The sequence below is a fragment of the Vibrio rotiferianus CAIM 577 = LMG 21460 genome (genome assembly GCF_002741985.1).
Lineage (GTDB): Bacteria > Pseudomonadota > Gammaproteobacteria > Enterobacterales > Vibrionaceae > Vibrio > Vibrio rotiferianus.
In genome coordinates, this window is the sequence record NZ_APHW01000002.1 from 45,866 (window position 1) to 67,158 (window position 21,293).

The 21,293-nt window shown below is 43.0% G+C and carries 15 protein-coding genes; 14 read left to right on the forward strand and 1 reads right to left on the reverse strand.

Features of this window, described 5'->3' with window-relative positions:
• Positions 1–2: 2 nt before the first annotated feature.
• The 8 genes from B853_RS00955 to B853_RS00990 all read left to right on the forward strand — a co-directional run bounded on the left by B853_RS00955 (position 3) and on the right by B853_RS00990 (position 12,777).
• Positions 3–1,109 (forward strand): hypothetical protein, encoded by a 1,107-nt coding sequence (locus B853_RS00955; RefSeq protein WP_038883507.1) that lies wholly within the window; start codon positions 3–5, stop codon positions 1,107–1,109.
• A complete protein-coding gene (locus B853_RS00960; protein WP_128826779.1) occupies positions 1,097–1,732 on the forward strand; it encodes a hypothetical protein in 636 nt (211 codons plus the stop codon). The genes B853_RS00955 and B853_RS00960 overlap by 13 nt, the downstream gene beginning before the upstream one ends.
• Complete coding sequence (locus B853_RS00965; RefSeq protein WP_038883511.1) at positions 1,732–2,265, forward strand: hypothetical protein; 534 nt, start codon at positions 1,732–1,734, stop codon at positions 2,263–2,265. Before B853_RS00960 ends, B853_RS00965 begins: the two co-directional genes overlap by 1 nt.
• On the forward strand, positions 2,262–4,379 hold the full coding sequence (locus B853_RS00970; protein ID WP_128826780.1) for a secretin N-terminal domain-containing protein: 2,118 nt from the start codon (positions 2,262–2,264) through the stop codon (positions 4,377–4,379). Before B853_RS00965 ends, B853_RS00970 begins: the two co-directional genes overlap by 4 nt.
• Positions 4,380–5,269: 890 nt before the next feature.
• The gene (locus tag B853_RS00975; protein WP_038884549.1) at positions 5,270–7,201 is read left to right on the forward strand and encodes a VapA family S-layer protein; all 1,932 of its coding nucleotides are present in this window, start codon (positions 5,270–5,272) and stop codon (positions 7,199–7,201) included.
• Between the two features lie 193 nt (positions 7,202–7,394).
• Positions 7,395–8,717: an ABC transporter ATP-binding protein gene (locus tag B853_RS00980; protein ID WP_081641176.1), complete on the forward strand. Its 1,323-nt coding sequence runs from the start codon at positions 7,395–7,397 to the stop codon at positions 8,715–8,717.
• Positions 8,707–9,480: a sulfotransferase family protein gene (locus B853_RS00985; RefSeq protein ID WP_038884547.1), complete on the forward strand. Its 774-nt coding sequence runs from the start codon at positions 8,707–8,709 to the stop codon at positions 9,478–9,480. The genes B853_RS00980 and B853_RS00985 overlap by 11 nt, the downstream gene beginning before the upstream one ends.
• Before the next feature lie 15 nt (positions 9,481–9,495).
• A complete protein-coding gene (locus B853_RS00990) occupies positions 9,496–12,777 on the forward strand; it encodes a glycosyltransferase (protein WP_038884545.1) in 3,282 nt (1,093 codons plus the stop codon).
• Positions 12,778–12,883: 106 nt separating this feature from the next.
• Here the strand turns inward: B853_RS00990 and B853_RS00995 are convergent, their stop codons facing one another.
• Positions 12,884–14,197: an MBL fold metallo-hydrolase RNA specificity domain-containing protein gene (locus tag B853_RS00995; RefSeq protein ID WP_038884543.1), complete on the reverse strand. Its 1,314-nt coding sequence runs from the start codon at positions 14,195–14,197 to the stop codon at positions 12,884–12,886.
• Between the two features lie 315 nt (positions 14,198–14,512).
• Between B853_RS00995 and cysD the strand changes: the two genes are divergently transcribed.
• The 6 genes from cysD to B853_RS01025 all read left to right on the forward strand — a co-directional run bounded on the left by cysD (position 14,513) and on the right by B853_RS01025 (position 21,291).
• Positions 14,513–15,421, forward strand: a complete 909-nt coding sequence (gene cysD, locus B853_RS01000; RefSeq protein WP_202796568.1) for a sulfate adenylyltransferase subunit CysD — start codon at positions 14,513–14,515, stop codon at positions 15,419–15,421.
• Positions 15,422–15,517: 96 nt separating this feature from the next.
• A complete protein-coding gene (locus B853_RS01005) occupies positions 15,518–17,164 on the forward strand; it encodes an SLC13 family permease (protein ID WP_249027385.1) in 1,647 nt (548 codons plus the stop codon).
• A gap of 18 nt (positions 17,165–17,182) precedes the next feature.
• On the forward strand, positions 17,183–17,806 hold the full coding sequence (gene cysC / locus B853_RS01010; RefSeq protein WP_010445226.1) for an adenylyl-sulfate kinase: 624 nt from the start codon (positions 17,183–17,185) through the stop codon (positions 17,804–17,806).
• An 11-nt stretch (positions 17,807–17,817) separates the two neighbouring features.
• Positions 17,818–19,236 (forward strand): sulfate adenylyltransferase subunit CysN, encoded by a 1,419-nt coding sequence (cysN, locus tag B853_RS01015; RefSeq protein WP_128826781.1) that lies wholly within the window; start codon positions 17,818–17,820, stop codon positions 19,234–19,236.
• A gap of 15 nt (positions 19,237–19,251) precedes the next feature.
• Positions 19,252–20,514, forward strand: coding sequence for an MATE family efflux transporter (locus B853_RS01020; protein WP_128826782.1), 1,263 nt, complete (start codon positions 19,252–19,254; stop codon positions 20,512–20,514).
• Between the two features lie 12 nt (positions 20,515–20,526).
• Positions 20,527–21,291 (forward strand): sulfotransferase family 2 domain-containing protein, encoded by a 765-nt coding sequence (locus B853_RS01025; protein WP_128826783.1) that lies wholly within the window; start codon positions 20,527–20,529, stop codon positions 21,289–21,291.
• Positions 21,292–21,293: the final 2 nt, after the last annotated feature.

The following is a 21,293-nucleotide window of genomic DNA, read 5'->3' on the forward strand; positions in this document are numbered from 1 at the left end:
AGGTGTTATCCAAACTTCAACAGCAGAGGTGTATCTGGCCGGAACATGGCTCACAGCAACCAAAAAGTGTGGGGAATGTATCTCGCTGGGATAAGGTTGTTGGTTTAGTCCCACAGTCTTTGTGCCTATTTAAAAGCTTTTCTTATCAGGTAGAGCTTATTAGCGCTGCCGATCTTGAAACATGTGTTGAAAATGAACTTCAGCACCTCGTTTCGTGGAGTGATATTCGCTCCTACCATTGGGTAACAAAAGTCGAAGACCGATGGCAAGTAGCGGTATGGTTTTGGAACCCAGAAGATGTATCTTTTGCTCAGCCCGTAACCCATATTATTCCAGCACTGGTTTATCATCTTGCACGAGCTCAAGCAGATAAAGGGGTCTTACTATACAGTGAGTCGAATAATGATGAAGAACTGTCATGGGCAATATCATGGCAAGACCATCGTTTAATCGAGCAACTTTATCCACAAAAATCCTTTTTACACGCTCAAAGCCTAAAACGTTTGATGGCTGAAGAAGGCCGAGTCTGTTTTTCTAGTGACGAGAAAAAAAAGGGAGATTGGTCCTCACTTGCTGCAACACCAAAATCATCAGTTTTAGCAAAAGCCAAATGCACGACACAGTTTGATATCGAAAACCCATGGCTCTATTGGCGAGCGATGTTGGTAGGTTTGGTTACTTTGTGTGTTTACATTAGTTTAGACGCGTTGCTGCTCAAATATGAAGAAAGTAAGTTAGATACAGAAGTCGTCACCTTGCAGCAACAAACAATGGATCTTCAAAGGCTGAGAGCAAGCTTTAGCGATACATCGAAAATTCTGGAACAAGGTGAAAAAGCAAGAGCACGCCAACAAGCTCCAGCATTATTGCTTTCTGCTTTAACAGAGGCTTTACCTAAAGATATTGTACTGGATCGTTTAACATATTCACCTCAGCGTCTTGTTATGCAGGGCACAATGAAAGACAGTGCTGGAATGCTAGATACACTTAGTCAACTTCCTGCGGTCGAACATGCCCGTTTTATCGGAGAGGTGGTGCCAACTCAGGATGGACGGCAAGAGTTTCAAGCCGAGCTTCAGCTTAAGGAGGCTGTACAGTGGATAAACTGATCCAACAGTGGCAACAAGGCACATGGAAAGAAGAATTGTCTAGCCCTTGGGTTCAATGGGGGGGGTTAGGTTGTCTTGTGCTAATTATCTATGCCCTCATATTTAGCCCTTACCTAGAGTGGCGTAGCGAGATTTCTCAGCAAGTCGCCCATAAGTCCGGACAGTATGAGCGTTTGCTTCGCATAGAGCAGTCTCGCCAAGAAATACAGAATGCAGCGAATACAGCAAACCAAGAGCTAAAAGCTCTACAAACCTATTTGTTCAAGTCACGAACTCATAGCCGAGGTATTTCTGATCAGTTGAGCGCATTTGAAGATATTTCTCGAAGCCATCAATTAGGTTTTAGTGGCCGTCGCTTTGGTGAGCCATCAATCATGCCTTGGTTAGGCGAAAATCTAGATGCGCAATGGCGGCTAAATGGCTCTACGGATGACATTACCGCCTTCTTATATAGTATGGCACAAAGCAAACCGTTGATTGAGATCCAACAGTTGGAAATTAAGCCAGCGCGCCAAACCAGACGCAGTAAAAAAATGGGTGGCTATGAGATTGCACTGGACATTCGTAGCTATCGTCATATGCCGCTTAGTGAGTTAAAGCGACTCTCACAAGGAGCTAAATAATGCGCCTTACAACAAATCAACAAGCATTGTTGGGGTTGAACGGATTATGCATTGGCTTGCTAGTTATCTTGCATATACCGAGTTGGTTTACGGTCAGCCAGTCCGAAACATTAACCATGCCCCAACTTAAATCGAGCTTTGCCTCTATCACTAACCTAACCCCTAATGGAAACTTGTTTACCAAGGGAAGGGTGTTACTGACATCGAGTGAAAGAGCAAAACTTGCTGAACTAGAACAAGATCAAGCTGAGACACAAGACAATGAGCCACAAACCGCTGCTGTGAACTCACCACTACAGTTTGTGAGTGTAGCGATGAAAGGTTTACAGAGTCAGGCATTATTTATGCAAAACGGTGAAGCTAAGAGTGTCATCGTAGGGGATGTAGACCCAGATTTAGGTGAAATTGTTAACATTTCATCCACTCAAGTTATTACTAAGGCCGCGAGCGGCGCTCTTACCACCTGGACACTCTTTCCGGCACTGCCGACAGAGTTAGAAGAAAGTACCATTGAGGAAAGTACAACACCATGATACCGCAATCAATGTCGCGTAAACTTGGTCGCGGCACCATCTTGTTGGGCACTGGGCTTATGTATGGCTGTACCATGTTTCAGCCGATGCCAGAAAACAAAACTCCGACGCCACCGACAAATCAGTTAGAAAGTTCATACACACTTGTAGAGCAACAAAGTGTACAAAAGCCTGAGCATGAAATCTCCGGTTCTACCGCTTATGTGGGTGACAACATCCGTAATGCACCTTTATTGCGAGCAGGTCAAGGGGGAGGTGATGTCGTACAACAGTTATCCCTTCCGACGGAAAAACTCAGCCTGAATGCCGATCGCTTGCCATTAAACAATTTTATTAATTTGGCATTAGGAGAAGTTCTAAAAACCAATTACATCGTTGATCAAGAGCTTGCAGATAAAGCGGAGCCAGTAACGTTAAGGGTAAATAACCCGGTATCGGCACAGCGACTGCTTGGTTTGGTGGAAGAAGTCCTACAAGTTAACGGTATTGCGATGGTGCTAGATGATCAATTGATCAAGGTCATTCCTGCAAACAAAGCAGGAAGCCAAGCGCCGCGTTTGCTCAGTCAATCGGTTAAACCACTGCTAAAATACGGTAAAACAGCGCAGATCATTCCGGTTTACTATTTACCGCTAAGCCAAGCAACCAGTATGGCAGAGAAAATGTTACGTGAGAGTGGTGGGGGCAGTGTGTTAATGCAAAACCACCTCAACTCAATGATGGTAGTGGCGCAGCAAACTGACATTAATCGTATCCGTGATATGCTCCAACAGTTAGATGTACCAAACCGGGCGTCGAGCCATATGACACTGATACAAAGCCGTTATATGACCTCTCGTGAACTGTCATCACGTTTACAGAATGCGCTAGCATCAGCATCTGTACCGGTAAGTATGAAAAGCGGTAACAATGGCGTGGTATTAAACCCGCTTAGTGATCAGCAATTATTAGTAACAGCCAGTACTCGAGCTTGGTTAAACTATGCTGAAGAGTGGATTAAGCGTATCGACATCCCTGCGCCAGTTGAGGGCAGTCAGGGGGTGTATGCTTACTTTATGCAAAACACCAAAGCTGAAGATGCATGGCAGGTAGTACAAACCATCTTTGCTGGCAAAGAGGCGAAAGCTAACGAGCAGGCAAATAATAATAACCAAAACATACTCCAAGGCGCTCGTGACAGTGCAGATGGTGTGACTCCAGGTAACACGGGGATGAAGAACCTATCAAATAACCGAGCACAAGGTTTAAGTGTGGTTGATGACAATTTCCGGGTTGTGATAGATACCAAGCGGAATGCACTGATCTTCCAAGGCGAGTATCAAGACTATCAGCGCTTGGTTAACTTACTTAAATTTGTTGACCAAAGGCCACGTCAGGTATTGCTGCAAGCGACCGTTGCAGAAGTATCATTGACAGACAGTTACAGCTTGGGCTTTGATATTTCCACCACGGGTGGTGATATTACCGGTGGAACCAAGGGGCTCGCTGAGGCGGGAGTGTTAAGCTTAAAAGGCGTATTTGGTGATTTTGAAGTTGGCTTAGAGGCCGCGCTAGAAAATGGTCGAGCGCAAATCCTGTCCAGTCCAAGGATTATTGCTTTAGATCAGGAATCCGCACGGATCAACATCGGTAACCAAATTCAAGTTAAGTCTGGTGAAGTATCTGGCGGTGGCGATGATTCCAAAGCAACCATTACCTATAAGTACATTGATATCGGTATCACATTGGATATTACTCCAACCATTAACCAAAATGGCGTTATTGAGCTGAATATCAGCCAAGAAGTCAGCTCTCAAGGTGCATCGACAGGGGATAGCCCAACCATTAATACTCGATCGCTGCAGACTAAGTTACTTGCGGATAGTGGTGAGAGCGTATACATGGGCGGACTGATCAGTACCGACAACACCAGTAAAGAGAAAAAGGTACCAGTGCTCGGGGATATACCTGTGTTAGGTAATCTGTTTAAGTTCACCAAAGAAGAACAAACAACGTCAGAGCTTGTGCTAATGATTACCCCTTATGTTATCAGTAGCCGTGAAGAAGCCAAGTTTTACACCAACGAGTTTAAAGATGTCACTGGCTGGCAGATGATGGGGCCGCGCTTTAACTAACAAAAAAACCTCCTTCGGGAGGTTTTTATACCTTGAGGCAAGCAGCAGCAGATATTTGGTTTATGAGAGTAACGTGGCCGGGAATCGGTTTTGTTTAGGAATGTTGCCAAGAAATCACTAAGAGTGATTTTGATCGTAGAGAGAAAAATACGTCATTGGCTAAATGGCGGAGTGAAAATACAGCTTTAAGTTGTTCAAGCACGTAAAAAACCTCTGCAAAGGTGTTTTGGAATAAGGCCTGTTTTAAACAGTCATAAATATGATATTGAAGTGTTGGAAAATCACCTTTGTTTATAAAATGCTATAATTTCACCGATTAATTATTAATTTCGCTAGTCGCTACTAAGTATTAGTTTTATGGTCAAAAAAACAACGCCTGACACTGTATTGACGATCTTGTCACTATGATGACACGGCTATGAATATTCTGTTTTTTGGTGTGCTATTATCATTTTTTTTATTATATTCAATAGATTAACTATTTTTCTTTTTAGGTGTAATTAAAAGTTAGATTTAATTCTTCCTAACTATAGTGTATTTACATTACTGTTCTTTGGTTGTACAAAAAGTATTCTATTTTGCCCTGGGGATGATTTTTGTGATAGCAATCACTTCAGTTTTTCTCGAAATTAAGAGAAAAACCTCCCACTGTCACATTTTTTCCATTGACTTTATTTGTACTTCTAATAAAAATAGCGGGTGCGCACTTCGGAGCGCGATCTCTAAACATTACTTCGCAGGTTGGCTCGGATTTCTTTTACTTAGCGGTAAAGAAAGACAGCGCGAGTAGGGTGCGACGAACAGTGCACCGAAGTTGATCAAATTTGCTTTGCTTTTTAGCCAAGCAAAGCAAAAAAATAATATGGATCCAAACTAAGGACTAAAAAAACATGTTAAAGAAAACTCTTCTAGCAGCATCAGTAGCGGCAATCTGCTCTACATCTGCATTTGCTAAAGTTGTAATCACTGATACTCAAGACCGTTCAGGCGCTGAGTTTTGGACTACGACTGCTCTAGCATCTGTAACTAAACCAGAAGTACTAGCGTTCTCGACTGCAGAGCAAGAAGCTCGTGCTAAATTCACTGTAGAAGGTGAACTAAAAGCAAACGGCTTTATCACAATTCAACTAACTGGTGGCGCTACTTTTAACGCACCTGAAGTTCGTACTTGGCTAACTAACAACGCAGAGAAGAACTTTGGTCTAGATGTTGCTCTTCGCCAAGATGCTGCGGATGCAGACCAAGATGGTACGATTCTTTCAGATCGTATCGCAGACCTGTTCAAAGTGAACGAAGAAGCAAACGGCGTTAAGATCATCGAACACTCTCTTGACCTTGACAACACCCGTTTACGTCTAACATTAAGCCCAGTAGTTGCTGATGATGAAGGCCTTATTGGTTTCTTCCCAACATCATTTGATGCTGCAGCTGTTACACTGTTCCATACAATCGATACAGATAACGATCTAGTAATCAGCGATGCAGAGCTTAAAACGTACGTGATCGCTGAAGCGAACCAAGCTACTTCATTCCCTGCGTACGCAGCGCTAACAGGTGCAGTTAAAACAGCAGTTGATACATACATTGGTGGTGCTCAGATCGCAACAGACTACGGTCTACTTATCGATGGTGACGACTCTAACCAACCAGCTGGTAAAACAACTGCTGAGTTGTTCGACGTTATGCACGCTGAAGATGCGACTCTATTCTTGACTGAGCTTGGTGTTCCATCATCAGCTGCAAAAGTTGGTGCTAACTCTGCTGTTGACTTTACTTTCCCAGCAGCAAACAACATCTTTAACCTAAAATCGGGCAGCACTTCAGCTGTTACTCTGAACGTAGGTGCAATGCGTAACGCATCTTACACTGCAGACCCAGTAGCATCGCGCGCGGTATTTAAGCTAGGTGACCTATTCACACTATCTAACAACTTGGTAGATAATGGTGGTGCTGACGTACCAGGAACTAACCAATCTGTTACTGCTGAAGCGAAAGTTGCAACTGGCTTTACTCAGACTAACTACGCTCAACTAGATATGGCTCCAAGCAACTTGAAGCTAAACAACGTGACTTCTAACCAAGAAATCCAACTTAACAAAGTTAACCTAAAACTTGAAGGTGATTTCTCTGGCTACAAAGTGAACGAAGCGGGTCAATTCCTAAACGCTGCTAACCAGCCAACTGGTTTGACTTTAGCTAAAGACGGCACTGCAGTTACTACTGCTGGTCTAGGTGATATCGTTACTCGTGGCGGTCAAAGTGAAGTTCTATCTGGCTTCCTAACTTTCGCTATCGATAAAGACAACGAAACACCAATCGAAGCTCAGAAGATGACACTTTCTGCAACTATCCTAGGTACATCTCAACAAACGTTTGAAGATTACACTGCGAAACTTGCTGATCTATTCATCATCACTCGTGACGGTCTGAAGTTTGACACTATCCTAACTGGTACTACTTCTGCTAACACTATTCACATCCGTGACGTGTCTGGCATCCTACCAGTTGAAGGTGGTAAGATCTTCGTAACAGTATGGGAATACGATGCACACGGCCTACACGAAGGTGCTGAGCACAACCCAATCGTAACTCGTCATGAGCTATCTGTTAAACTACCTAACGAAGGTGCGGTAACGCTATCTCCAGCTTCTATCGCTGCAGATATCGGTTTCGAACCAGCTGCTGGCCGTCAAGCTCGCATGCTATTCGAAGTTGAAACTAACGTTGGTGAAGTAGCAGTTAAGAAACAAGACGACAAAGGTGTTGATATCCAAACTGGTTCTCAAGCACTTGGCGCTGGTAAAGTTGACTTCACTCTATAATAGAGTTTAGAAAACACTTGTTATAAAAGGAGCCTTAGGGCTCCTTTTTTAGTTTCCTGCTTCAGTAGCTCTTCTTTTCCGCATCTTTATGGCGGTAAATGTGCAAATTTACTTCTCATTGACCTCGCCGTTTTGCAAAGCGCTCTGTTTTTGCTCATAATACTCCCCCCCCTAATCGTAATAAATTACCCCAATGGTCATATCCGTTTCTCAAATCAGCAAGAGCTTTTCTCTTGCCAGTAGCCCTTGGCAACGCTTGCGCCAAGCTCTTTGGTCAAAAGCAAACGATGAGCGTTTTTATGCGCTAAAAGGTATCAACTTTCACGCCGATAAAGGTGAAACAGTCGGTATTGTTGGCCATAACGGCAGCGGTAAATCGACCTTATTGCAGTTGATCTGTGGCGTTATGCAGCCAGACCAAGGTAATGTGCAAATCGAGGGAAGAGTCGCTGCGCTTTTAGAGCTAGGATCAGGCTTTAACCCTGAGTTTACTGGCCGTCAAAACGTCTATTTTAATGCTCAGCTACTCGGTTTGAGCAAAGCGGAAGTGGCCGAACGATTTGAGGATATTCTTGCCTTTGCCGATATTGGAACCTTTATTGATCAGCCTGTAAAAAGCTACTCCAGCGGTATGATGCTGCGTTTGGCCTTTTCTGTTGTCATGCACATTGATCCAGACATCCTTATTGTCGATGAGGCCCTTGCCGTGGGCGACGATGCGTTCCAACGTAAATGCCACGCTAAGCTGCGTCAATTACAGGCAAAAGGGGCGACATTACTGTTTGTTTCTCATTCTGCAGGTCAGGTTATCGAACTGTGTGATCGCGCCGTACTGCTCGATCATGGCGAGTTACTTATGGAAGGCTCACCAAAGCAAGTTGTACAGCAGTATCATAAACTGCTTCACATGCATGGCCCAGAACGAGAAACGTATCGTCAGCAAATTAAAGACGGCCTGCGTGAAGACACAGACAACAAACCAAAATCAAAACAGATATCGGTGAGTAAAGGCGCGTTTGACCCAAGTATTAAGCCAGCGTCAACCATTTGGTATCAGAGCCAAGGTGCCGTGATTGGCGAACCGCACATCGAAAACCTAGATGGCGAAGCGGTAAACTTGCTTACTGCCGGTGAAGAGTATGACTACGTTTATCAAGTGCATTTCGAGTGTGAAGCGTTTGAAGTCGGTGGTGGGATGATGATCAAGACAGTATCCGGGCTAGAAATCGCTGGCGCGACCACAACGCGTAATCATCAAATGCGTATTCCTTACGTTGCTGCAGAACAGACGATAGAGATGCGCTTCCGTTTCTCATGTAATCTGCCAAATGGATCGTATTTCCTTAACTGTGGTTGTTCTGCATTAGTTGAAGGTGAACGTCAGTTCTTGCATCGTGGTGTAGATGCGGCAATGTTTACCGTGATTGAGCAAAGCAGTCATGTGACGGGAGCAGTAGACTTAGTGAAAAAGATTACGTCTAAGTCATTGGTGACAGAGGGCTCTCATGCGTCCTAATCTATTTATTATTGGTGGACAAAAGTGTGGCACCAGTGCGTTAGCCCATTTCATCGCTCAGCATCCCGATATCTGCTTAGCTCAAGGTAAAGAGGCACATATACTCGATCACCCAGAGTACCTCAATAAAGAGGGACAAGTGTGTGTGAGCGACGCTGTTTTAGACCAAGCCTACGCCGAGAAATTTACGCATGCGAATGGAGAGCGCTACTTATGCGATGCAACGCCAATCTATGCGTACTGGAATCAGGTGTTACCAAAGTTGGTGAAGTTCCAACCTCACGCAAAAGTCATTTTTATGTTGCGTGATCCAGTTGAAAGGGCGATCTCACAATATACTATGGAGAGTAAGCGAGGCTTCGAGAGTGAATCAATGCTCAAAGCCTTTCTTAAAGAGTCTTCGCGCCTTCAAACCGCAGAACATGATTATAGCTGGCAATCTCCGCTTCGAACGCACTCATACCTAGACAGAGGCCATTTTAGTCGGCAGCTAGTAGAGATAGAGCGTCACTTTGGTAAGCACAATGTACTCGTTATGCATAACGATGAGTTGCGCCATCATCATCAACAAGCAATGCAGCGTATCTTTGATTTTTTGCAAATTGAGAGTGTGGCGATAGCAGCGGAATCAGTGTTTGCAGGACAATACACTTCCCCAAGCATAGGTGAAAGACTCGCCAAGTTATATGCCCAGGCCAAATTACATAAAGAGCAGAAATTTGTGCGCCAATATGCGACAAAACTGCCAAGCAAATCAGAATAACGAGTATCGAATATTATGTCGAAAAACACTGAGCAAACGTCAGTAGCAGCGAATAAGAACAAATCTGTAGTGGTCGTGTTAGGCATGCACCGCAGTGGTACCAGTGCGCTTACCAAAGCGCTTGAAGTATTGGGTGTGTCTTTAAGTGAAAACTTGATGCCAGAAGGGGAGTTCAACCCTAAAGGTCATTGGGAAGATCTGGATGTTGTATCCATTAATGACCGTCTTCTTGCCGAAACAGACTCGATTTGGTCAAGTCCTACACTGACCGAGATTAACTTTGAGTCCCAGTTGGTGTCCCTTCTACTAGATGAAGCGGTTTCCTTGGTCAGTAACCGTGTTGATGAACATGCGGTTTGGGGCTTTAAAGATCCTCGTACTTCCCGTTTACTTCCTTTTTGGCAAGAGGTATTCAGCCGTGCAGGCGTGATACCAAAATACGTATATGCACTGCGTAATCCGCTAGACATTGCACGCTCGCTTGAGCGTCGCGACGGTATCTCGCATAAACACAGCTTTATTTTGTGGTTGATGCATACGTTGCCTAACTTGGCATTACTTAAGAATGAGTCTGTTGAGTTTATTACGTTTTCCGATCTACTTTCTAATCCACAACAAGTGATTAGTCGGTTAGAAAAGCAATTGGATATCACTGAACTGGACCAAGCAAAATGCCAAGAGTTCATTGAGCAGTTTATTGACCCAGCTTTAAGCCATAGCGATGCCAAACTAAGCGAACTGTTTGATGACCATGCCCACTTTGAGCCGCTTGTGTCTTTATATGGCGATTTAGAAAAGCTTGCAAAACAAGAGTATGATCTTGCTTCTTGGTTGAACGGTGAGACTAGCCAAACGTTTTTTGATCACTATCAAGCTGCAGTAGTTCAAGCTCAAAATGCGCTGATGGAAGAGTTCAACGTATCTGCATTTGAGTATCGTGCACAATTGTTCCATGCTAATTTGCGTTCTGAACAACTAGAAGAAGACTCACGTAACAAGCAGGCCGAGCTACAAAACGTGGTTCAAGAACTTCAAGGCGAGGTAGTAAGTAAAGATCAGCAGTTAGTTGAGCTAAACCAAAAGCTTATTGAAACCAGCGATGCCTTTGTTGCGCATAAGAAAGCGCTTGAAGAATTACGTCCTGAATTAAAAAAAGCCCACCAGAGTTTGCATGAGAAAGATGTTGAGATCGCGACACTGAATGAACTTAAATTTGTAGTGCGTGAGAAGGAATCGCAAATAGCGATGCAGCAAAGCCAAGCTCAAGCACTAGAGCAACGAGTCGCTGAACTGGAACACCGCAATGCAAATTCAGAGCAATGGGCATACTCGCTGCAAGCTGCAGTCGCTGAAATGCAAAACTCAACGTCTTGGAAGCTCACTTCGCCTGTACGTGCAATTCGTCCTGTGCTTTCGATGCCAATTAAAGTAGCCAAGCGTGGAGTTGGCTTTGTTAGGCATCATGGTGGCGTTCAGAATACCTGCCGCAAAGCGTGGGGTGTTTACCAACGTGAAGGGCTGAAAGGTTTGCTTAGCCGTGGTCAATACCAAGCGGCTCAAGCCGTAGAGCCGACAGGTGAACCACTGATCGATTACGGTCAATGGCTTGAAAAGTATGGCCAGTTGTCTGCCGAGCAAACGCAACAAGTATCCGCACGTATTGCTAGCTTAGAAAATAAGCCGAAAATCTCTGTCTTGATGCCTGTATATAATGCACCAGTAAACTACTTGCGTGAAGCGATCGAATCAGTGACCGCTCAGCTTTACCCTGAGTGGGAACTATGTATCGCCGATGATGCGTCACCAAACCAAGAAGTGCGTGATGTACTGCGTGAGTACGCGCAACAAGACAGCCGTATTAAAGTGGTGGAGCGTGAGCAAAATGGTCATATCTCTGAGGCAACCAACAGTGCACTTGAAGTCGCAACAGGTGAATACATCGCCTTAATGGATCACGATGATAAGCTGCCAAACGATGCACTTTACTGGGTGGCAGAAACAATTCTAGCTAACCCGGAAGCGGCATTGATTTACAGTGATGAAGACAAAATCACTGCAGATGGTGCCACACGTTATGATCCAAATTTCAAGTCTCAATGGAATCCAGAACTGCTGCTAAACCAAAACTGTATTTCGCATTTAGGCGTTTACAAAACTGATTTGGCAAAAGAAATCGGAGGCTTCCGTAAGGGCTTTGAGGGAGCGCAGGATTGGGACTTTGCGCTGCGTTTTACTGAGAAAGTTGAACGCGAGCACATCATCCATATTCCACGTATTCTTTATCACTGGCGTGCAATTGAAGGCAGTACAGCGGTTGATGGTGATGAAAAACCTTATGCTTTAATTGCGGGTTTGAAAGCCGTACAAGAACACTGTGACCGAATGGCGATCAAGGCCGAAGTGGTTGAACACCCAGAGCGTCACTATGCTCGAGTTAAATACGAGATCCCAACACCTCAGCCAATGGTAAGTATGATCATTCCAACACGTAATGGTTTGGACGTACTTTCTGTGTGTATCGACTCTATTTTGGAAAAGACGACTTACCAAAGCTACGAGATCATCATTGTAGACAATGGCTCAGACTGCCCAGACACCTTAGCGTACTTAGAGAAACTCCAGCAAGAGAACAGCAATGTAGTTGTGCTGCGTGATGATAGCCCATTCAACTATTCTGCGTTGAACAACAAAGCAGCAGCGATTGCGAAAGGTGAGATCTTAGCGCTGGTGAACAATGACGTAGAAGTGATCACGCCTGATTGGCTAACGGAAATGGTTGGTCATGTTATCCAACCACAAAACGGAGCGGTTGGCGCTCGTCTTTGGTACCCAGATGATACGTTACAACATGGTGGTGTGATTATGGTGGGGGGCGTTGCTGGCCATGCACATAAACACTTGCCGAAAGGTTTGCCTGGATATGGCTGTCGTGCGATTGTTTCGCAAAACTACTCTGCAGTAACGGCAGCCTGTCTACTGGTTCGTAAAGAGGTGTTTGAACAAGTCGGTGGTTTGAATGAGAAAGATCTGACCGTGGCATTTAATGACATCGATTTCTGCTTGAAAGTACAAGAAGCGGGTTATTTCAATGTGTGGACACCATATGCAGAGCTGTACCACTACGAATCGAAAACTCGTGGCTTTGAAGATACGCCAGAGAAACAAGCGCGTTTTGCCAAGGAAGTGCAGTACATGCGTGGCCGTTGGGCGAATGTCTTGGATGCAGATCCATGCTACAACCCGAACTTAACTATGGCTCGTGAAGATTTTTCACTGGCGTTTGAGCGCCGAGTTTAGATTTACACCATAACGGAAAATAGCAAAAGCACTGCATTGGCAGTGCTTTTTTATTGCTTAGAAGTTGCGTTAAACACGGTTTACTACTGAAATGGATGTACAGCAGCTATTCTATAACCCGGTACTGTTGGGTCCTAAGCAGAGTGGCGAATGCATGTTTGGCGTCATCTTCACCATGGATTAGGTGGATTTCTTCAGGAGGGGGCTCAATACCTTTAATAAAGCGCATTAGGTCATCTTGTCCTGCATGAGCCGAGTATCCCGACATAGTGTGCACTTGTGCATTGATTTCAATTTTTTCGCCATCGATATCCACTTCGATTGCGCCTGATTGTATTTCCCGTCCCAAGGTGTTTTTTGCTTGATAGCCAGCAAAAATGACGTCGTTGCGCTCATCAGGAAGTAGGGCTTTCAGGTAGTTGACGATTCTGCCACCCTCACACATCCCTGAAGCGGCAACCACAATAGCAGGCTCTGCAGAGACTTTAAGCCGATTTACCAGTTGGGAGTGCTGTTTGTGATCAGAGACGGTAATGCACTGGTCAAAGGCAAGCGGGTGGCGGTGAGCATCTAGCCGAGTTTTGGCTTCTTTGCCCCATAGCTTTTTAAATTGGCGATACGTTTTGGTGACTTTTTCTGCCAGTGGCGAATCAAGAATGATAGGAATGTTGGCATCAATATTATGCTGATGGATAAGCTGTTCAATATCGAACAACAACTCTTGGGTTCGGCCGACGCTAAAAGCCGGAATGAGGATGGTTCCACCATCTGTCAGAGCATGGTTGATAATTCCTGCTAGTCGCATTGCACGTTGCTCTGCGGGATCGTGGTTCTTGTCACCATAAGTGGTTTCGATATATAGGTAGTCAGCTCTAGTTGGTGATTTTGGGTCGGGTAATAGTGGTGTGTCATATTGGCCTAAGTCGCCAGAGAAAACCACAATCTTATTATCAGGAAGCTTCACTTCTAAATATGCAGAGCCAAGAATATGTCCTGCTGGTTGAAACCTTAAATAGGTTTTTGCCCCTAGACGATACCATTGTTTGAAAGGAATTGGACGAATGAGTCGCTTGATAAAACTCAGAACTTTATCTCGCTGCAACGCACTAAGGCCAAGCTGCAACTTTAAACCATCTTCAAGCATGAGAGGGATCAACTTGCTGGTCGCAGGAGTGCAATAGATAGGCTTGTTAAATCCAGACGCAATTAGCCAAGGTAATCGACCTATGTGATCGATATGGGCGTGAGTGATTGCAATGCCGATCAGGTGCTTGGACGGAAATCGAACCACTTGCTCTGATTGAGTTGCCTCCCCGCCTTGCAGTAAGCCGCAATCAACAAGCAGGTGACCAATATCAAGGGGTATTTCGTGGCATGAGCCAGTCACGGTGTCTTTCCCGCCATGATGAATCACTTCCATTTTTATCGCCCTCGTCTTTTCAAATCTTCCAAGTCAATTCTTGACCTTGTCAGCTCTGAAGGAAATTCTATCAGTCCCACATGGGTAAATTGTTCAAATAGCTCATATTGCGCGACTGATCTCAAACAAAGTCATACTTAACATGGTTTTTAATATCGATTTAAGCGCACTAACATTTCAGTTAAAATAGGAAAGATTTTTTAAATAGTCAGTTCACCTTCCATCGTTCTGCCGCGATTTAGGAGCCAGACCTAAGGCGGTAGCGTATTTGAGAGAACATAACCATAACCTATAAAGTGGTGTGAATTAATAATGATTGATACAAAACAAATGACGCATTTAAAGCAGCTAGAAGCGGAATCGATTCACATCATGCGTGAGGTGGCTGCTGAGTTTGATAATCCCGTGATGCTTTACTCTGTCGGTAAAGACTCTTCGGTTATGCTGCATTTAGCCAAAAAAGCCTTCGCGCCTGGCATTCCACCCTTTCCGTTGATGCATGTAGATACTACGTGGAAGTTCAAAGAGATGATTGAATTTCGTGACTATATGGCGAACAAATTGGGCATGAAGTTGCTCGTTCATCAAAACCCTGAAGGTTTGAAAATGAACATCAACCCATTTGTGCATGGTAGCTCATTGCATACAGATATAATGAAAACCCAGGGGTTAAAACAGGCGTTGGATAAACATGGCTTTGATGCTGCTTTTGGTGGTGCGCGTCGTGATGAAGAGAAATCTCGCGCTAAAGAGCGAGTCTATTCCTTCCGAGATGAAAACCATCGATGGGATCCGAAGAATCAGCGCCCGGAACTATGGAATATTTATAATGGTCGTATTCATCAAGGGGAGAGCATTCGAGTTTTCCCTTTATCTAACTGGACAGAGCTAGATATCTGGCAGTATATCTATCTAGAAAATATCGAAATTCCTAGCTTGTATTTGGCCAAACCACGCCCAGTTGTCGAGCGTGATGGTATGTTGATCATGGTGGATGATGATCGGATGGAGCTAAAAGAAGGTGAGAAGGTAGAGAAGAAGATGGTGCGCTTTCGAACCTTAGGTTGCTATCCATTAACTGGCGCTGTGGAATCTCAAGCCACGACACTGCCAGAAATCATCCAGGAAATGTTGCTTACGACGACTTCTGAGCGACAAGGGCGCGCTATTGATCATGACAGCTCCGGCTCGATGGAGAAGAAAAAGCGTGAAGGCTACTTTTAATCATCCGCACATATAGCCGTTACCCAGATGCTTTTCACTGCGACCGTCATTCTCGTCTTGCTTATTTTTTTAGCAACGACAAAAATCAGACCAGCCATGCTATTTATGATGGCTGTGCTGTGCCTGTATACCTATGGAGAGCTTTCTCTAGAAGAAGTCACTTCGAACATCACTAACCATTCCGTCCTGACGCTTATCTGTTTGATGTTAGCATCTTTAGCCTTGGAGAAGAGTCAGCTTTTGCCGTGGGTTTCGACAAAGATTTTCCGCCCTAGCTATACTCAAACCATTTCTTTGCTTGGTATCAGTACTGCGCTAAGTTCTGCGTTGTTAAATAACACTGCCGTTGTCGCGACTTTGATGGGGGCGGTGAAACGCAATCAGGATCATCCCGCTCAGAAGTTGTTGTTGCCGCTTTCCTACTTTGCCATTTTGGGTGGTACGTTAACTTTGATCGGTACCTCGACAAACCTTGTGGTGAATGCGTTACTTATTGATGCAGAGCTACCAAGCCTACACTTTCTTTCATTCTTCCCTGTCGGGATTGCTCTGGTTCTTGTTGTTGGTAGCGTAGTGATATGGACGACTAAGTCATTAACGGCAAAGGATAGAGCTCAACAAGATAAGCTGGATTACTTCATTGATGCAGAAGTCGTAGTCGGGAGTAAATTGATTGGTAAGTCAGTACAGCAAAACCGGCTACGCGCGCTCGATGGTTTATTCTTGGTTGAGGTTGTTCGACAAGGCCAACTTATCTCACCCGTTACGCCAGAAACGTTAATCCTTGCACAGGACAAGTTAATCTTTGCTGGTGATGTGAAGCAGATTAAACAGTTGCAGCTCTTTGATGGCTTAAGGCTATTTTCTGATGATATTCAGTTATTAGAATCCAACTTAACTGAAGTGATCGTTAGCCCAGAATCGGTGTTGGTGAGTAAGACACTAAAAGAAACAGAATTTCGTTCACGCTTTGATGCTGCTGTGGTGGCGATTTCCCGTGATGGTGAGCGATTGTCAGGTAAACTCGGTGAACAAGTGCTCCGTGCTGGGGATAAGCTGGTTCTGGCAGTGGGTACGGATTTCGATAAAAGGCAAAACTTGTCGCGTAACTTTTTCTTCTTATCAGGGAAGACGGTGGAGCAACCGTTAACGGGGTGGCAAAACGCGCTGGTGATTTTGGGCTTTCTAGCCGCGATTGTTGTTTCTGTTGTCTCTTCGATAACGTTACTTGAGGCTATGGTTGGGTATTTGATTGCACTGATTATCGGTAATGCATTAGATAGCTCCACTATCAGAAGGCGCTTCCCTTTTGAGTTGTGGTTAATCTTGGTTTCAGCGCTATGCCTAGCACAGGCATTTACTAATTCAGGCTTGGCTGAGTGGATATCAACGAATTTATTTCAGATGCTTAATGGGTATTCGGCCTATACCGCATTAATCGTTGTTTTTATTACGACTTTGTTGTTGACCGAGATCATCACTAACACAGCCGCCGCAGCGATCGTACTGCCTGTAGGAATCGCTTTAGCAAAAGCGTATGGGGTGGATTCTAGCCCTTTTATTATGGCAGTAGCATACGCCGCAAGCGCTTCGTTTTTAACGCCTTATGGATACCAAACTAATCTGATGGTAATGAATGCAGGGGGCTATCAGGTAAAAGACTTTATCCGAGTCGGTTGGAGGGTGTCATTGGCGTATACTTCGGTTGCGTTAGTCACAATTCCCCTTGTTTTCCCGTTTTAACTGTCAAATTTAAGTGAAATGAAAACATACGAAAGAAAACAGAATGAATCCGTTAGTGATGACCTAGTTTGGCATCATACTAATGTCACTCATCAAGAGCGGGTGAAACAAAAAAAACAACGTCCCGTCGTACTGTGGTTTACTGGACTAAGTGGTTCCGGAAAGTCGACAATCGCCAATGCGCTAGAAAGAAGATTGCTAGAGCTGAATAAGCATAGCTATTTGCTCGATGGCGACAATGTTCGCCATGGACTCAATCAGGATTTAGGCTTCAGTGATGTTGATAGGGTAGAGAATATCCGCAGGGTTGCAGAGGTTGCTCACTTGTTTGTTGATGCTGGAATGATCGTACTTACAGCTTTTATCTCTCCATTTCGTAGCGATAGACAACTAGCAAGAGACAAAATTGGGTCAGAGGCATTTATAGAGGTGTTTTTAGATATCCCACTAGCAGTGTGCGAAGACCGTGATCCTAAGGGACTTTATAAAAAAGCGCGAGCTGGACAAATTAAGAGTTTCACTGGCATTGACTCTGATTATGAAGCGCCAATAGAACCAGAGATAACTTTAAACGCTAATATGTCCATTGAAGATGCTGTGGACACTATCATTGCTACCCTCACCGAAAAAGATTTTATTTAGGAATATTACTTATGTCCCACAGTTCTGACTTGATTGCAAAAGACATTGAAGCCTACTTAAAAGTGCATGAGAACAAAGATCTTCTCCGCTTTTTAACTTGTGGCAATGTTGATGACGGTAAATCAACGTTAATTGGGCGTCTGCTTTATGATTCAAAGTTGATCTATGAAGATCAAATGGCGGCAATTGAGAAAGATTCGCAAAAGTTTAATACTACAAATGAAGCGTTTGATTTAGCTCTACTTGTTGATGGGTTGCAGTCTGAACGTGAGCAAGGTATTACGATTGATGTAGCTTATCGATACTTTTCTACTGATAAGCGTAAGTTCATCATCGCAGATACTCCAGGGCATGAACAATATACGCGAAACATGGTGACAGGGGCTTCAACCTGTGACCTTGCTATTGTGATGGTTGATGCGCGTCGTGGGATTCAAACGCAAACTCGTCGCCATAGCTATATTTGTTCTTTGCTGGGTATCAAGCACGTCATTGTCGCTATTAACAAAATGGATTTGGTGGACTATGACCAAGAGATTTATCAAAGTATCAAGCGCGACTATCGTAAGATGGCAGAAAACTTTGATATCGACGACATTCGTTTTGTGCCTATATCAGCCCTCAAAGGCGATAATGTCGTAACTTCAAGTGAGCACATGGATTGGTATCCGGGAGCGACACTGATGAAGTTGCTTGAGACGGTCAAGGTTGCTAAAGATAAAAATACATCGGCATTGCGTTTTCCAGTCCAATACGTGAATCGCCCTAGCTCTGACTTCAGAGGTTATTGTGGCACTATCGCTTCAGGTACTGTTCAGGTTGGTGATACAGTTACAGTTCTTCCTTCAGGGAAGTCTTCCTCCATTGCATCCATTTACACCTTTGATGGTGAATTAAACCAAGCATTTCCTGGCCAAGCTGTCACATTGACTCTTGATGATGAAATCGATATATCTCGCGGTGATATGATCGTTCATCCAGAGCAATCCCCAATTGTGGCGGACAAAGCATCGGTTCATTTGGTGTGGATGGGCGAAGAGTCCATGAGAGTGCATAAAGAGTACGTTTTTAAGTTCTCAACCAAAACTTGTGTCGGTAAGGTAAGTCATATTCAACACAAAATCGACGTAAACACTCTAGAGCAGCACGCTGAAGATTCACATACATTGGATCTTAATGAGATTGCGCTAGCTTCTTTTGATTTAAATGATCAAGTGGCGATGGATTGTTACAAATCACTACCATCTACTGGTGCGTTTATTGTTATTGATCGCTTGTCAAATGTTACCGTAGGCGCAGGTATGATTACTTATGTTCACGACAATAAAAAAACAAAAGAGACTAAGCGAGAGTACACGCCAGCAGAAATTGCGCTTAATACATATATTCGAGAGCACTACCCTGAATGGGGATGTTTGGAAATAAATTAAGCAATTATTAGTTTTATGGTAAATAAATTTTACTCAAAAATATTCAGCAGTGGTGCTGTTAATATAGTCGGTATAATGTTAATAGCATTATCCGGAATTGTATTAGCAAGAATTCTTGGTGTTGAGAAATATGGGGAATATGCCACGTATATGTCTATTGTAGCGATGGCGATAATTCCTCTAGTTAATGGGATTCCTCAGATCGTTATAAGGGAGTTAGCCAGTAAAGAACCAAAAGAAAATCTAAGTAGTAGAAAGTACAATGTTATAGCTTGGTCTAGAAGTTTCTTGATGTTTCTTTGTGTTCCTTCAGCTCTATTTGTGTTAGTTAACTCTTGGTGGCAGGGTACTTCATATATTATGTCAGCTATATTATCTACAATAATAATAACAAAGGCTGAATTATTTAGAAGAGGGGCTATATTAACTGGAAATGGAAGAGTTATATATGCTCAAACATTAGTTAAAATTATACCTATGATACTATTTTTTTTAGGACTAGCTATAGCTGTACTGGCTTTTGACGCTAAACTAAATGAAAAAAGTACATTGATGATATTCCTGTCTGCATTAGTAGCTTCTTTGTTTTTCTTTCGAGTGAAAAATAAAGTATTTCTACTAAAAAATAAGAACAAATCACTCTATTCAATGTGGAGCAAAAGTGTTGCCCCGTTTATTTTCGTTGCAGCATTTAGTTTGAGTGTTAATGAGATATCGATAATTTTACTAGGCAACTTATATAAATCAAGTCATGCAGCGATGTTATCGGTTTCTATCCAGTCAGTAAACTTAATAACGCTTGGTATGATCTCTATTAACTCGATTATATCACCGAAGATCGCAGAGCTATACAGTAGCGAACAGGTGGATAAACTACAAGATCTAATTACTAAAATTACAAAGATCAGTTTCTTTATATCAATACCAATCATATATGTATTTTTCTTCCATGGAGAGATTTTCTTAAGTTATGTTTTTGGATATGAGTATCGAAGCGCAGAAGCAGTATTGGCTATTTTGACAGTTTCTCAAGTTATAAATCTAATTACAGGACCAGTAGGACTTGTGGCGAATATGTGTGGTTTAGAGCGTATGTCACTTAAAATATCTGGTATTTCCTTTGTTCTATTTATGATCTTTGGCTTTATTTTAGTCTATTTTTACGGGCCTTTAGGTTTCGCTATCTCTATTGCTATTAACGTTATTTTTTCTAACGTTGTTATGTCAAAAGTTATATACAGTAAAATTGGTGTGAAAACATGGTTGAGGTACAAGTAGTGGATAAATTGAATGTATAATGTTCTATACTGTAAGAGCCACGGTTTAGTTTATATATCTAACCCTAAGGTAGCATGCTCATCGATAAAAAACTCTCTTCTGGGTGGCTTTGATGGCGATGTCCATCTAGAAGCAAGGAAAAGATTAAGTCTCCCTAATAATAAAGATATACCAATTTTTATTTTAACAAGAAATCCTTATAGCCGAGCACTTTCTGTTTACAAGGATAGAATTGAAAATAAGCATGATGTTGTTGTACGAGATGGGTTTTGTAAAAAATATGGTTTAGAAACAAAAGATGATATTAGTTTTTATCAGTTTTTAAGTGCTTTGAACAACGATAAAGATAAATCCATTATGGACATGCACTATCGACCTCAAGTGCTTAATTTATACACTGATGATGTTGAGCCATGCTTTATTGGTCGTATTGAAAGAATGAAAGAGGTTGAGATTTTTTTAAGTAGGTACAATGTCAATTTAGTAAATAAAATCCCTCATGCTAGAAATGCTTCTAACACTTATATAGATGAAATATCTCAAGATGAAGCAAAGTTGATAGAGAGCATATATTCACAGGACTTTGATTTGTTGGGTTACGACAGAAATATAAAAAACATTAATCCACCAGAATGTATCTATCAAGATCAAGTAGTTCGAGGTGAGTATTTAAAACTAGTATCATCAAAATACACCAGACTATACTGGGAATTACGTTTCTTTTTCGTGCGCTGTAAATCTCTAATCAAGAAAGTACAATTGTATTTAATAAAATAGGC